Genomic DNA, 12938 nt, shown 5'->3' on the forward strand with positions numbered 1-12938 from the left:
GCGCGCGACGCGGCTATTCCCCAGCGTAGTCCGGCGCGGGCCGTGCGCAAGAGCGCAGGGGGAAGAATGGTTGCGCCGGGCGCGGTTAGCCGCCTTGCAGCAGCTTCAGCGTCAGGTTGCGCGACCCTTTCTTGTAGGTCAGCGCGTTGGAGCCGATCTGCGTCACGCGCCCGCCATCCAGCCGGTCACCCACGCCCACTTTCACGAAGCGCCCATTCGAGAGCCGCACCAGTGCGCGCCGGTTCGAGGACGAGCCGTAAAGCCCGATCAGGTTGATCTTGCGCAGGTTGATCACGTTCTCTTCGGTCGCCTGACGGGCGACGGAGGCCGAGGTCGGCAGGCGCGGCGGTGCGGCGGTGGGCTCGGGCTCGTCGAGATCGGCGGGCCTCGGGTCGGGCACGGGAGTGGCGACCGGGGCGCGCGCAGCCGCTGCGGCGACCGACGGGGCGGGCTCGGCGGCTATCGCGGCGGCCAGCGCCTTCTCGACCGAGCGCGAGAAGTTGCGCGGTTTGGTCGGCGGGGGAGCGGAGCGCGCCACGGCCAGAGCGGTCGCGCCCGCGAAGGGATCGGTGTTCTCTGCGACGGCGTCGTCTTGCGCCTGCACCGCTGCGGAGACAGCTTCCTGGATCGAGGTCGGGCGACGCTCGGGGCGCAGCGCGGCGAGTTCGGGGTTCGCGACCGCGGCCGATTCCGAAGCGGGCGCCTGCGTCGAGGCGAGCTCGGTCACAGCGTCGGGCCGGGCCGTCGGGCGCGTCGTCTGGAGTTCGGGGTTGGGCTGCAGCGCCGGGTCGAGCGCGCCTTGATCGTTCGGATCGGCCTGCGCGGCGGGAGCGGTCTGCTCCGGTGCGGGCGCGGCACCGGTAAGGTCCTCGGGGCGGCTGGCCGGGCGGAAGCCCGAGAGCGACGGGATCGCGCCCAGCGTGCCTTCCGGCGTGACCGGTTGCGTCGCGGCATAGGCCTGCGCGACCGCTTCGGGGCGGGAGCCCGGTGTGACGTCGGGCTCGCCCGCGAACAGCGTGAAGCCGCCCGGCATCTCGACCCCGTCTTCCGTCGGCGTGACGGGCGGGGTGTCCGGCGTCAGCGTCTCGGCGCTTGGCGGATCGAGCGGCGTCGCGGTGAAGGCTGGCAGGTCGGAGGGCTGCGTCTCGGTCGTCGCAGTTTGCGCGTCGCTCGCCGGGGGCTCGGTTGTGTCGCTCTGCGGGGCGTCGCTGGTTGCCGTTTCGCTGATAGCGGCGTTCGCTTGGGTGTCCACGGTGCGGTCTGCCGCCTCTGCCTGCGAAACCGGTGCGGTGTCAGCGGTCGTGTCTGCTGCGGTGTCGGGAGTGTCCGGCTGCGTATCTGCGGGCTGGTCTGCCATGCCCGTGTCGGCTGGCTGCGCATCGGTGGGCTGCTCGGTTGCCGCCGTCTCGGTGCCGGTCTCGGCGGGCGTCGCCTCATCCGCCGGGGCGGTGTCGTCGGTCGCGGACGTGGCGGCCTCGTCGCTCTGTGCCGCCGGTGCGGGCTGCTCATCGGCAGGGGCGAGCGCCGCGACCTGATCGCTCTCGAGGGCAGGCTGTTCGGGTGCCGCGTCGGCTTGCGCCTGCGAGTCCGGCTCCGCGGCTTCGGGAGCTGCGGTCGTGTCGGGCGTGGCCGGTGCGAGTGCGGTCTGCTCGGGTGCGTCATTCGCATCCGGGGCAGGCGCTTCGGCGATTGCGTCCGCCGGTGCATCGACGGGAGCGGGGTCATCGAGCAGGGTGGTCCAGAGCGCGATGATCGCCAGAACCAGCACCAGCGCACCGGTGAGCATCAGCCCGAGATGGCGCGGCTTGCCGCCGGTCGTGGGGCGCTTGGTGCCGCCGAAAACCGTCTTGTCCTGCGAGGTCTCGACGATGGGTGCCGGGGTCGCGGTGCTCGGATCCGGCCCGTCCTTTGCCTCCTTGCGCAACAGCGAGGTCGAAGGTTTCGCGCCAAGCGCGCCCGCGCCGCCGGTGCCCTTGCGTGCGGCGGTGCCCACAGCTTTGGTCCCTTTCGCTCCGGTTTTCGGAGCCGTTTTCGGCTCAAAACGCGGATCGGGCTCGTCGAAATCGAGGGTCGGTGCCGTGATCTTGGCGCTGCCCGAGGCGATCTCGCTGCGATCGGGCTGAGGGTGGAGCCGGGTGGCTCCGCCGAGCCGGGGGGGCGTCTCGTTCACGGTCACGGTTGTCGTGTGATCCCGGCGCGAAGCGAAAGCGGCGGCGATTACGCTGGCGTCGGATTTCGGCAGATCGTCGTCGTCATCCTCGAATGTATCGTGGCCTTCGTCCTCCGAGTTAGAGCTCGCCTCCTCGGGCTTTGCGTCGGGTTCTGCGGCGTCGGGCAAGGCCGGGGTGGCGGCAAGGCCAGCAGCGGCCAGCGACGCGTCCGAAGGCTCAACGGCAGCGTCGTCGGCATCAATGGCCGTTTCGTTCGGCTCGGCCTCGGCGAGCTCGACCGCCTCCGTCGCCTCGGTTTCCTCGGAGGCGACTTCGCCTGCCGCGACCGCTTCGGCTGCCTTGGCGGCGGGGCTTTCCGCGCCGGGTGTGTCTTCGCTCGGGGCCTCGGGCGCACCTGTATCTTGCGCGTCCGTTTCAGCCTCAGAGGCTGCGAGCAGATCGGAGAATTCGCCCGGCTCTTCCGGCAGCGTGGCCTCGGGCTCTTCCGCCGAAGCCACCTCCGTCGGTTGGTCCAAGGCACTCAATTCAGCCAGTTCGGTTTCCGAGACCGCGCTATCGTCGGCAAGATCCGTGATGTCGCTTTGCGTGTCGGCTGCGTCCGCCTCAGCGGGAGAGGTCTCCGGCATCACGGTTTCCGCCGACGCCTCGGTCGCCTCCTCGGAGAGATCGACGGCCACGATCAATGCGGATTTGTCGGGCTCGATATGCGCGCCTTCGGGGATGTGCTGCGCGACCGAGGAGGTCAGGCCGAAATGCGGCTCGCCGGGGAAATCGCCGGGCTCGGGGGCGGCGACGAAGCTGACCGGATTGAAACCGTTTTCCTGCGCGAAGCTTTCGGCTTCTTTCAGCGTCTCGCGCGCGATCACGGCGACCTGCACGGTCTGGCCGGGGCCTGCGAAATCATAGACCAGCTCGCTGACCGGGTAGGGCGTCATGCCCTCCAGCGCCGTCTCGATCTGGGTCTTGCGCTGCGCGGGGCTGGGGCCCGGCGCATAGATCGCGGTGTAGAGGATCTGCGAATCCGGCAGCACGAGCTTCGAGGTGAAGCCACGCGGCGCCTGCGCCCGTGCCTTGTCGCGGAGGGCCGCGACCTCGGCCATCGGGTCATCGCCTTCGAGCGCGGCCTCGCCCAGAAGCGTCCAGCCCTCTTTCGCGCGGTGCACCAGAGCGATGCCATCATGCGAGAGGATCAATGCAAAATCGGGTTTCATGGGTACTGCGCGCGCCTCGGAGCGGTCCGGTCCAACTCTTCACATCTTCGTAAAGGAGATTCGATCTTCTGAAAAGCGTCGCGACCGGGGCGGAGCGGGCAATTGCCGGTTTTCCACTGTTTCGACGGCGCAGCCGCAGGCAGCGCCGGAAGAAATGTTCGAAATGCAATGAGAAGTGGTTTGAATGGCGCGCCGGTATCGCGGCGCGCCATGTTTGTTTTCAGCTGGTTGCGGCGCTCAGCGCCTGATCGAGATCGGCGATCAGATCGTCGACATTCTCGATGCCGATCGACAGGCGCACCACGTTCGGCGCGGCCCCTGCGGCGATTTGCTGCGCTTCGGTCAGCTGGCGGTGCGTGGTCGAGGCCGAGTGGATGATCAGCGAGCGCGCATCGCCCAGGTTCGCGACATGGCTGAACAGCTTGAGGTTGTTCACCAGCTTCACACAGGCGTCGTAGCCGCCCTTCACCGCGACGGTGAACAGCCCGCCTGCGCCCTTCGGCGAGATGGTCTTCATCCGCTCATGCCACGGCGAGCTTTCCAGCCCGGCATAGGTCACGTAGTCGATGCGCGGATCCTTCTCGAGCCATTCGGCCACAGCCTTGGCATTGGCGTTGTGCTTGTCCATCCGCAGGCTCAGCGTCTCGATCCCCATCAGCGTGTAATGCGCGCCTTGCGGGTTCATCGTCATGCCGAGATCGCGCAGCCCCACCGCGATCGAGTGGAAGGTGAAGGCCATCGGCCCCAGCGCCTCGTGGAATTTCAGCCCGTGATAGGCGGGTTCGGGTTCGCTCAGCGAGGGGAACTTTCCGCTCGCCGACCAGTCGAACTTGCCGCTATCGACGACGCAGCCGCCGGTGACGGTGCCGTTGCCGGTCATGTATTTCGTCAGCGAGTGCACGACGAGCGTCGCGCCATGCTCGATCGGGCGGCACAGGTAGGGGGTGGCCAGCGTGTTGTCGACGATCAGTGGCAGGCCGACCTTGTCGGCGACTTTCGCCACCGCCGGAAGGTCGGTGATGTAGCCGCCCGGGTTCGAGATCGACTCGCAGAAGATCGCGCGGGTGTTCTCGTCCACCGCCGCTTCCAGCGCTTCGAGATCGTCGAAATCGACGAATGTGCAGGACCAGCCGAAGCGTTTGATCGTGTGGCTGAACTGGGTGATCGAGCCGCCATAGAGCCGCGTCGAGGCCACGATGTTCAGCCCCGGTCCCATCAGCGGGAAGAGCGCCATGATCTGCGCCGCATGACCCGAGGAACAGGTGACCCCGCCCGCAGCACCTTCCAGCGCCGCGACCCGCTCGGCCAGTTTCATCACCGTCGGGTTGGTCAGGCGCGAATAGATGAAGCCCACTTCTTCGAGGTTGAACAGCCGCGCCGCGTGGTCGGCGTCTTTGAAGGCGTAGGATGTGGTCTGGTAAATCGGCACCTGCACCGCGCCGGTCGCGGGATCGGGCTCGGCGGCGGCGTGAATTTGCAGGGTGTCGAAAGCGTAGTCGGACATGGTCTGGGGCTCCTCTTCTCTTGCCGAGACGTTAGCTGCGCGAAAGAGAGCCGACAAACACATTCGTTTTCGGTAATGAGAGCGCGGCTCAGCGCATCCAGAGCTTCGCGCGCTTGATCCGGTTGCGCAGCGCCTTCTCGTGGCGGGGCATCCCTTCTTCGGCGATGATCGCGCGCAGTTTGCGGCCCTTGCCCTGATAGATCAGCTTCTTCGCAGGCTCGTAGGCCTTCAGCACCTTCTTGATCTTGTTCGGGGCGGTCAGCTCTTCGACCGTGTCGATCACGGTGTCGCTTTCGCGCGCGAACATCAGCGGCAAGGCGCGGTAATGGCAGCTGATCTCGCCGTCGAGCCCGTCGAGCTCCGGCCCTGGACGCCCGCCGCCGAAGCTATGGATCACCAGCGGCAGCGCCACCTGATCGAGCCACGGGTCGAGCGACTGGCACGCGAGCTCATCCGGGGCATCGTCGCGGATCTCGCTTGCATAGCGCAGGAAGCGCGCGCCGAATTCGACCGGGTCGGCGCCGAAAAACCAACCCGCGTTGAAATACAGGTAGCGCCGCCAGTATTCGTCCGGCTGGCTCAGATCGAGCGTCTCGTCGAACCCGTCGAGCCCGAACTTGTCGTAGAGCGATTTCCAGATGCCCCCGTAGCCGGGACCGTAAAGCGGCGGCTCGGGCCATGTGCCGATGCGCCGCATCGAGGCCGAGGGGCGGTCGAAATCGAAGCCCACCTGCGACAGCGGTCCGGTGAAGACCGTATCGGTGTCGAAGAAGACGAAGGGGTCGCTCTCGGGCAGGGCGGCCAGCGCCTCGATCTTGTTGCCATAGGGATAGGACTGACCGAAGAGTTTCGACTCGAAGGGCACGATCTCGGCGCCCGCGTCTTCTAGCAGCGCGCGCACCGGGCCTGAAATCCGCGTCTCGTCGGACCAGCGCGGCCCGGGCTGCGGTTCGGCTATCAGCAGGCGCCCTTTGAACTCCGGATTGGCCGCGCGAAAGCTCAGCGCGAAAAGAATTGCCTCGAATTCCAGCCGTCCCGCCTGTGCAACACAGAAGATGTTATAGGGTTGTGAAGTCCGGGGGGTCGCCGCCATACTGCCGCCTGTCGGAGGGTTTGGTGCAGTATAGCGAGAAAGTTCAGGGGTAAAAGGTGATACGGATAAGCAAGTTAACTGCGTTGGCGCTGTGTGGCCTCGTGTCGAGCGGCCCGGCGAGCGCGCAGAATTTCACCACCGCCGCCGAAGTACGCCCGATTCTCGGCATGACTCGCGATTCCTGGGTCGCGATCCGTGAATATGGCGGGAAGGATCTGGTCTATTTCACCCATCTTCTGGCGTGGCGCTGCGGGCTGAGCGAAATTCGCTATGGCTTCAATGGCGCGCCGCCGACCAAGTCGTTCAAGATGGAGAAATGCCACGAAGGCACAGCCCAGCCCAACGCGATCTCGGGCGATAATGTCTATGTCAGCCAGCCGCAGGGCTCGGTCTCCGAGGTGCGGGTGAAGCTGATCTATGATGACGGCAGCTCGGAAGAGGCGCGGTTCAACCGCAAGGCGGTGCTGCAGTAAACGACGCAGCGAATGCGCGTTATTCAACGCAGCGGCCCCCGTGGGAGCCGCGTGTCACCAGTTCCTTAAGAGGGGGAAGTGGTGGGTGACCCTGGAATCGAACCAGGCGTGGGTCGCCCCGGCGGAGTTACAGTCCGCTGCCGCACCTTGCAGCACGTCACCCGACGCTGGGCGGGAGATACAAAAGGGGGCGGGAGGCGTCAAGAGAGAGTTTGCCGAAAAATTGCCCTCCGGATCAGAGCTTGCCAAACGAGGCCATTCCGCGCAGGTAGGGGCCAAAGGAGACCCGCGATGAAAAAGCCAGTCTGGGTGATCGAAAAGGAACGTGCCAAGCGCGCTGCGGCCGCCGAGACCGTGTGGCTCTTCGGCCTGCATGCGGTGCGCGACGCGCTGCAAAACCCGATGCGCGAGCGGCTTCGGCTGGTTTGCTCCAAGAACGCCGCCGACAAGCTGGCCGAGGCGATCGCGGTGTCCGGCATGGAGCCCGAGATCGTCGATGTGCGCAAGTTCGACAAACTCGTGCCGATCTCGACCGATTCCGTCCACCAGGGGGCGGCGCTCGAGGTGAAGCCGCTCGATTGGGGCGCGCTGAAGGATGTCTGCTACGATGCGCGCCGCGTGGTGCTGCTCGACCGGGTGACCGATCCCCATAACGTGGGCGCGATCCTGCGCTCGGCCGAGGTCTTCGGCGCGGCCGCCGTGATCGCGCCGCATCGCCATTCCGCGCCCGAGACCGGTGCGCTTGCGAAAACCGCCTCCGGTGCGCTGGAGCGTCAGCCCTATCTGCGGGTGAAGAACCTCTCCGACGCGATGGAGGAGCTGCGCGGTATGGGCTTCCGGCTGATCGGGCTTGCGGGTGAAGCCAAGATGTCGCTCGAAGACGGGCTGTCCGAGGCGGGGATGGAGCCGGTTGCACTGGTTCTGGGTGCCGAAGGGCCGGGCCTGCGCGAGAAAACGCGCGAGACCTGCGACCGTCTGGTGCGAATCCCCTTCGCGGGTGAATTCGGGTCGCTCAACGTCTCGAATGCCGCCGCAGTGTCTCTTTACGCATCCGCAAGCCGCTGACGGTCACAAAATCGCGATTATGAGGGTATGGACCTTAAAACCAGTGAGATGCGTTCCTATCTCACTGTCAGAGGCGCAGCTTCGGAACCGCCGCGCCTCTAGTTCACTGTCCCTCGTTCCGCCACTATTGCGCCCAGCCTTTAAGGCTTGGGCGCATTTTTCTTAGAGGGCTGCGACAAAGTAGAGGTTTCAGATGCAAGACGAGATTCGCGACATTCTGGGCAATGCGAAGGTGATCGCCGTGGTCGGCATGTCCCACAAGCCGGAGCGCCCCTCCTATGGGGTCGCGCAGTTCCTGCAGTCCAAAGGCTACCGCGTGATTCCGGTCAATCCCGGCCTCGCCGGGCAGGAACTGCTGGGCGAGACGGTCTATGCCGATCTCGGCGCGATCCCCGACAAGATTGCTGTGGATATGGTCGACGTGTTCCGTCGCTCCGAGGCAGTGCCCGAGGTCGTGGACGACGCGCTTGCGCATCTGCCGCATCTCAAGACGATCTGGATGCAGCTTGGCGTGTCCCATGACGCGGCGGCCGAGAAAGCGCGCGGGCAGGGCGTGAACGTCGTGATGAACCGCTGCCCGAAGATCGACTATCCGCGCGTGATGGCGGGTTGAGAAGGGGGCTCTGCCCCCTCGGCCTGATGGCCTCACCCCCGGGATATTATCCAAGAGCGAAGAGGGGGGCAGCGCCCCTCAGCCCTTAACGGCTTTGACCGCCTCCAGGATCGCATCGGCGATGTAATCCAGATCGGGCTGCTTGAGCCGTGCCGGCAGGCGGGTATCGCAGGCGCGCATCAGCATGGCGCGGGTTTTCGGAAGCTCCGGCACGTCGCCGAGGAACTGCCAGTTCCAGAAGGCGCGCGCATTGTCTTGGCTGAGGCCAAAGACCTGCACGCTGACACCGCGGGCCTTGGCCTCCGATTGCAGCTTGCGAGCCTCGTCGTCGGACCAATCGCCTGCGAGGTTGAACTGCAGCGAATCCGGGGCGCGGGTTTCGGGGCCGAGCGGCGGCGGCACGTCGAGCCAGTCGCTCGTGTTCAGCCGTTCGGCGACATAGTCGTGGTTTGCGCGGCCATCATTCACGCGGCGCTCCACTTCCGCGATCTGCGGGCGGATGACGGCGGCGGAGAGGTTCTGCATCCGGCAATTGTACAGCGGCAGCTTGTTTTGCCAGTGATGGAAGCTGTTCTGCAGGCCGGGATGCTTCTTCCAGTTATGCTCGTAGGCGCCCGACATGATCACCGCGCGGGCGGCGAGTTCCGGATCGTCGGTCAGCAGGATGCCGCCTTCGCCCGCGTTGATCAGCTTGTAGGACTGGAAGGAGAGGCAGCCGATCTTGCCGATCGTGCCGATCTTCCTGCCGTTCCAGAGCGTGCCGAGCGAATGCGCGGCGTCTTCGATCACCGGCACGTCCTTCTCGGCGGCCAGTTCCAAGATCGCGTCCATGTCGGAGGTGTGGCCGCGCATATGCGAGATCATCACCGCGTCGATGCTGTCGTCGAACTTCGCGCGGAAATCGTCGAGGTCGATGCGGAAATTGGAGCCGACTTCGACCAGAACCGGCACGCAATCGGCATGGACGATGGCGGACGGGACGGCGGCGAAGGTGAAGGCCGGAACCAGCACGCGTGCCCCGCGCGGCAGGTCGAGCGCCTTCATCGACAGGAACAGCGCCTGCGAGCACGACGACACGGCGACCGCGTATTTCACGCCCATGAATTCGGCGAATTCGGCTTCCAGCTTGGCGACCGGCGCGTCTGCAGAGGTGTAGCGGAACAGGTCCCCGCTGGTCAGGAGGCGTTCGATCTCGGCTCGGGCGGCCTCGGGGATGGCCTCGGCGTCGTAGCAATTCGGGGCGGTCTGTCCGTCACGCGGCATGGCAAGATATCCTGAAACTGACTTTCAGGTTTTCTTTACACGAATGCCGCTTTTTGCGCCAATGAAGAATTCATGACCAAATTTGAGGCGGCGGCGGCTTGCCTAGATCCCCAGCTTGTCGCGCATCGAGAACCACGTCATCGCGGCGACTAGAAGCGGGCTGCGCAGGAGCGAGCCTCCCGGGAAGCCCGGCACTTTCAGCCCGGCCATCAGGTCGAAGCGCTCGGCTTGGCCCGCCACCGCCTCGGCCATGATCTTGCCCGCCATCGTGCCCATCGCCACGCCATGGCCCGAGAAACCGCTGGCCGAGAGCGCGTTTTTCAAAGGCCGCGCGAAATAGGGCATCCGGGTGCGGGTGATCGCGAGCGTTCCGCCCCAAGCGTAGTCGATCTTCACATCCGCAAGGGAAGGGTAGACCTCCAGCATCGGCTTGCGCACGGTCTGCACGATGTCGGGGAACTTGTAGCCATAGCTCTCGCCGCCACCGAACAGCAGGCGGTTATCGTCAGAGAGCCGCCAGTAGTTCACCACGAATTTCGTGTCCGCGACGGCGATATTCTCGCGCAGCACTTCGGCGACGCGCGGCCCCAGCGGCTCTGTCGCGACGATGAAATTGTTGATCGGCATCACATGCGAGGCCACACGCGGCGCGAGGTTTCCCAGATAGCCGTTGGCCGCGAGGATCAGGTGATCGGCATCGATATGGCCGTGTTCGGTCTGCACGCGCACCGGCTCGCCGGGGCGGATGTGATGGACGAGCGAGCCCTCGTGGATCGTCACGCCCGCCTTCTCGCAGGCGAGCGCCAAGGCTTGGGCGAAGTTCAGCGGATGCAGATGCCCCGCGCCCCGATCGATATCGCCACCTTGGTAAGCCTCCGAGGGCAGGATCGCGTGCAGCGCATCGCGCGAGAGCGGCTCCACCTGATCGTAGCCGTAATCGCGGGCCAGCTTCTCCGCCATGTGATGGGAATGCGCGACCTCGGATTGCGTCCGGCAGGCATGGGCGATGCCGGGATAGAAGGTGACCGGCATCTCGTAGCGCGCGATCAGGTCGCGGATCAGCGCCTTCGCGTCTTCGCCGATATCCCAAAGCCTGCGCGCCATCTCGGGGCCGTGGGCTTTCTCCAGATCGTCCTGCTCCAGCCGCTGGCCCGAGCCGACCTGCCCGCCATTTCGTCCCGACGCCCCGAAACCCACGCGATGGGCCTCCAGCAGCCGCACCGAATAGCCCTTCTCCGCCAGATGCAGCGCCGCCGAGAGGCCGGTAAAGCCGCCGCCCACGACGCAGACATCCGCCCGGTGGCGGCCCTTCAATTCGGGCCAGCGCCGGTCGGTCAGCGCGGTCGCTGCGTAATAGCTCGGCGCGTGCTCACCCTTGCGGTCATTGGCGAAGAGCAGGTTCATCGCATCACACGTTCATCAGCAGATGCTCGCGCTCCCAGGGCGAGATCACCTGCAGGAATTCCTTGTATTCGTTGCGCTTGACCGCCTCGTAGACGGCGCAGAATTCCGGCCCCAGCACGTCGCGGATCGGCGCGCTCTCCGAGAACAGATCGAGCGCATCGCCCAGGTTCACCGGCACGTCCTCCGCGGACATGTAGGCATCGCCCAAGCATTCGGGCTTCGGCATCTGCTTTTCCTTGAGGCCCAGATAGGCGCAGGCGAGCGAGGCGGCGAGCCCGAGATAGGGGTTGCAATCCATCCCCGCCAGACGGTTCTCGATCCGTCGCGCCGCCGGGCCCGAGATCGGCACCCGCAGGCCCGTCGTGCGGTTGTCGCGACCCCATTCGAGATTTATGGGCGCTGCGAAATCCGGCACATAGCGGCGGTAGCTGTTCACGTAAGGCGCCAGCAGCGCGATCACCGCGGGCAGGTGCGTCTGAAGCCCCGCGATGCAATGCAGGAAGGCTTCCGTCTCGCCGCCATTCTCGTCCGAGAAGATGTTCTGGCCGGTCTTGGTGTCGATCACCGATTGGTGGATATGCATGGCCGAGCCCGGCTCGCCCTCGATCGGTTTCGCCATGAAGGTGGCGAAGCAATCCTGACGCAGGGCGGCCTCGCGGATCAGCCGCTTGAAGTAGAAAATCTGATCGGCCAGTTCGACCGGGTCGCCATGCGCGAGGTTGATCTCGATCTGACCGGCGCCGCCCTCTTGCAGGATGCCGTCGATCTCGAAGCCCTGCAGCTCGGCGAAATCGTAGATGTCGTCGATGACCTTGCCGTATTCATCGACCGCCGACATCGAATAGGCCTGTTTTGCCGCCGCCCGACGACCCGACCGCCCCATCGGCGGGATGATCGGCTGGTTCGGGTCCACGTTGCGTGCGACGAGGAAGAATTCCATCTCGGGGGCGACGACCGGCACCCAGCCCTCTGCCTCATAGAGCGCGAGCACGCGTTTGAGGACGTTGCGCGGTGCGATCGGCACCGGATTGCCCTGCTGATCCTCGACGTCATGGATGATCTGCAAGGTCCAGTCCGCCGTCCACGGCGCGGCCGTCGCGGTCGAGAAATCGGGCGTCAGGATCATGTCTGGCTCGGTGAAAGCGCCCGAGGGGTTGTCGGTCCACTCGCCGGTGATCGTCTGCAGGAAGATCGAGTTCGGCAGGAAGAAGCGATCCTGAAACTTGAATTTAGACGCGGGCATCGCCTTGCCGCGTGCGACCCCTGCGATATCGGCGACAATGCACTCCACCTCGTCGAGACGCCGACCTTCGATGTAATCGCGTGCGGCTTGCGGGATACGGTCGGTCCAGTCCTTCATGTCGCTCATCGGTCAGCTTTCCGGGTGCGCGGGCACCCTTGTCTTGAGGAAGAAATCGGCGATGCGCTCGGCGATCCGGGACGCGCCGTTGGGCTGTCCCAGCCGCGTGCGGGCAGCCTGCATCAGGTCATCGGGCACGACGCCGCGCCCGCGTGTATCCATCAGCCCTTCGACGAATGCGTCGGGAAATTCGGGGTGGGGCTGGACGGTGAAGATCGTGTCGCCATAGGCGAGCGCGGGGTAGGCGCAGAAATCATTGCCCGCGATCGGGGTCGCGCCCGGCGGCAGCTCGGTCACCTGATCCTGATGCCACGCGTTGAGCGCGATCACCTCGCCACCGAAATCGTAATCCTGCGGGCCCACGGCCCAGCCGCCGGAGAATTTCTCGACCTTTCCGCCAAGCGCCTGGGCGATGATCTGGTGGCCGAAGCAGATACCCACCATCGGGACATTCTCGGCATGGGCGTCGCGAATGAACGTCTCAAGCGGCTTGATAAAGGGATGATCCTCATAGGCGCCGTGGCGCGAGCCGGTGACCAGCCAGCCGTCGCAGTCATGCACGTCTTTCGGGAAGTGCATATGCTCGACGTCGTAGCGTTTGAATTCGAGGCCGCGCCCGGCGAGCAGCGCTTCGAACATGTCAGGATAGTCGCCCGCCTTGTCGCGCAGAACGTCGGGGGATTGGCCGGTTTGGAGGATGCCGATACGCATGGGAGGTCCGCTCGTAAGCTCTTGTTGCCGAAGCGTAGTGCGGGGCGTGAGCGGCGGCAAGGGGGCTCCG

Annotated in this window: 10 protein-coding genes and 1 tRNA gene; 3 read left to right on the plus strand and 8 right to left on the minus strand. The window is 65.6% G+C overall.

The features are described from left to right. Window positions 1-85: 85 nt before the first annotated feature. The 3 genes from ACZ7GB_RS06765 to ACZ7GB_RS06775 all read right to left on the minus strand — a co-directional run bounded on the left by ACZ7GB_RS06765 (window position 86) and on the right by ACZ7GB_RS06775 (window position 5979). The gene (locus tag ACZ7GB_RS06765; protein WP_472158041.1) at window positions 86-3382 is read right to left on the minus strand and encodes a hypothetical protein; all 3297 of its coding nucleotides are present in this window, start codon (window positions 3380-3382) and stop codon (window positions 86-88) included. Window positions 3383-3602: 220 nt separating this feature from the next. After that, the gene (locus ACZ7GB_RS06770) at window positions 3603-4886 is read right to left on the minus strand and encodes an O-acetylhomoserine aminocarboxypropyltransferase/cysteine synthase family protein (RefSeq protein ID WP_472158042.1); all 1284 of its coding nucleotides are present in this window, start codon (window positions 4884-4886) and stop codon (window positions 3603-3605) included. A gap of 88 nt (window positions 4887-4974) precedes the next feature. After that, the gene (locus ACZ7GB_RS06775; protein WP_472158043.1) at window positions 4975-5979 is read right to left on the minus strand and encodes a hypothetical protein; all 1005 of its coding nucleotides are present in this window, start codon (window positions 5977-5979) and stop codon (window positions 4975-4977) included. Between the two features lie 56 nt (window positions 5980-6035). Here ACZ7GB_RS06775 and ACZ7GB_RS06780 point away from each other — a divergent pair, with 56 nt between their 5' ends. Continuing rightward, a complete protein-coding gene (locus ACZ7GB_RS06780; RefSeq protein ID WP_368730998.1) occupies window positions 6036-6452 on the plus strand; it encodes a hypothetical protein in 417 nt (138 codons plus the stop codon). Between the two features lie 79 nt (window positions 6453-6531). On the opposite strand, the gene ACZ7GB_RS06785 is transcribed toward ACZ7GB_RS06780, so the two are convergent. Further along, a tRNA-Tyr gene (locus ACZ7GB_RS06785) sits at window positions 6532-6615 on the minus strand. A 128-nt stretch (window positions 6616-6743) separates the two neighbouring features. Between ACZ7GB_RS06785 and rlmB the strand changes: the two genes are divergently transcribed. Together rlmB and ACZ7GB_RS06795 are read left to right on the plus strand one after the other, a co-directional pair. Next, the gene (gene rlmB, locus ACZ7GB_RS06790; RefSeq protein WP_472158044.1) at window positions 6744-7517 is read left to right on the plus strand and encodes a 23S rRNA (guanosine(2251)-2'-O)-methyltransferase RlmB; all 774 of its coding nucleotides are present in this window, start codon (window positions 6744-6746) and stop codon (window positions 7515-7517) included. A 193-nt stretch (window positions 7518-7710) separates the two neighbouring features. Beyond that, window positions 7711-8130: a CoA-binding protein gene (locus ACZ7GB_RS06795; RefSeq protein ID WP_472158045.1), complete on the plus strand. Its 420-nt coding sequence runs from the start codon at window positions 7711-7713 to the stop codon at window positions 8128-8130. Between the two features lie 78 nt (window positions 8131-8208). Here the strand turns inward: ACZ7GB_RS06795 and ACZ7GB_RS06800 are convergent, their stop codons facing one another. The 4 genes from ACZ7GB_RS06800 to ACZ7GB_RS06815 all read right to left on the minus strand — a co-directional run bounded on the left by ACZ7GB_RS06800 (window position 8209) and on the right by ACZ7GB_RS06815 (window position 12868). Continuing rightward, the gene (locus ACZ7GB_RS06800; protein ID WP_472158046.1) at window positions 8209-9393 is read right to left on the minus strand and encodes a DegT/DnrJ/EryC1/StrS family aminotransferase; all 1185 of its coding nucleotides are present in this window, start codon (window positions 9391-9393) and stop codon (window positions 8209-8211) included. Between the two features lie 102 nt (window positions 9394-9495). Continuing rightward, the gene (locus ACZ7GB_RS06805; protein ID WP_472158047.1) at window positions 9496-10797 is read right to left on the minus strand and encodes an NAD(P)/FAD-dependent oxidoreductase; all 1302 of its coding nucleotides are present in this window, start codon (window positions 10795-10797) and stop codon (window positions 9496-9498) included. Between the two features lie 4 nt (window positions 10798-10801). After that, entirely contained in the window at window positions 10802-12157 is a 1356-nt protein-coding gene (locus ACZ7GB_RS06810) for a glutamine synthetase family protein (protein WP_078542107.1), read from the minus strand. 12 nt (window positions 12158-12169) lie between these two features. Continuing rightward, on the minus strand, window positions 12170-12868 hold the full coding sequence (locus tag ACZ7GB_RS06815; protein WP_472158048.1) for a type 1 glutamine amidotransferase: 699 nt from the start codon (window positions 12866-12868) through the stop codon (window positions 12170-12172). Window positions 12869-12938 lie beyond the last annotated feature (70 nt).

This window comes from Thioclava sp. PTB-PU3-1, from assembly GCF_055666785.1.

Bases quoted from the DNA above. Each gene is read 5' to 3' on its own strand.
- ACZ7GB_RS06765 (WP_472158041.1), bottom strand. From the start codon at position 3,382: ATGAAACCCGATTTTGCATTGATCCTCTCGCATGATGGCATCGCTCTG.
- ACZ7GB_RS06770 (WP_472158042.1), bottom strand. From the start codon at position 4,886: ATGTCCGACTACGCTTTCGACACCCTGCAAATTCACGCCGCCGCCGAG.
- ACZ7GB_RS06775 (WP_472158043.1), bottom strand. From the start codon at position 5,979: ATGGCGGCGACCCCCCGGACTTCACAACCCTATAACATCTTCTGTGTT.
- rlmB (WP_472158044.1), top strand. From the start codon at position 6,744: ATGAAAAAGCCAGTCTGGGTGATCGAAAAGGAACGTGCCAAGCGCGCT.
- ACZ7GB_RS06795 (WP_472158045.1), top strand. From the start codon at position 7,711: ATGCAAGACGAGATTCGCGACATTCTGGGCAATGCGAAGGTGATCGCC.
- ACZ7GB_RS06800 (WP_472158046.1), bottom strand. From the start codon at position 9,393: ATGCCGCGTGACGGACAGACCGCCCCGAATTGCTACGACGCCGAGGCC.
- ACZ7GB_RS06805 (WP_472158047.1), bottom strand. From the start codon at position 10,797: ATGAACCTGCTCTTCGCCAATGACCGCAAGGGTGAGCACGCGCCGAGC.
- ACZ7GB_RS06810 (WP_078542107.1), bottom strand. From the start codon at position 12,157: ATGAAGGACTGGACCGACCGTATCCCGCAAGCCGCACGCGATTACATC.
- ACZ7GB_RS06815 (WP_472158048.1), bottom strand. From the start codon at position 12,868: ATGCGTATCGGCATCCTCCAAACCGGCCAATCCCCCGACGTTCTGCGC.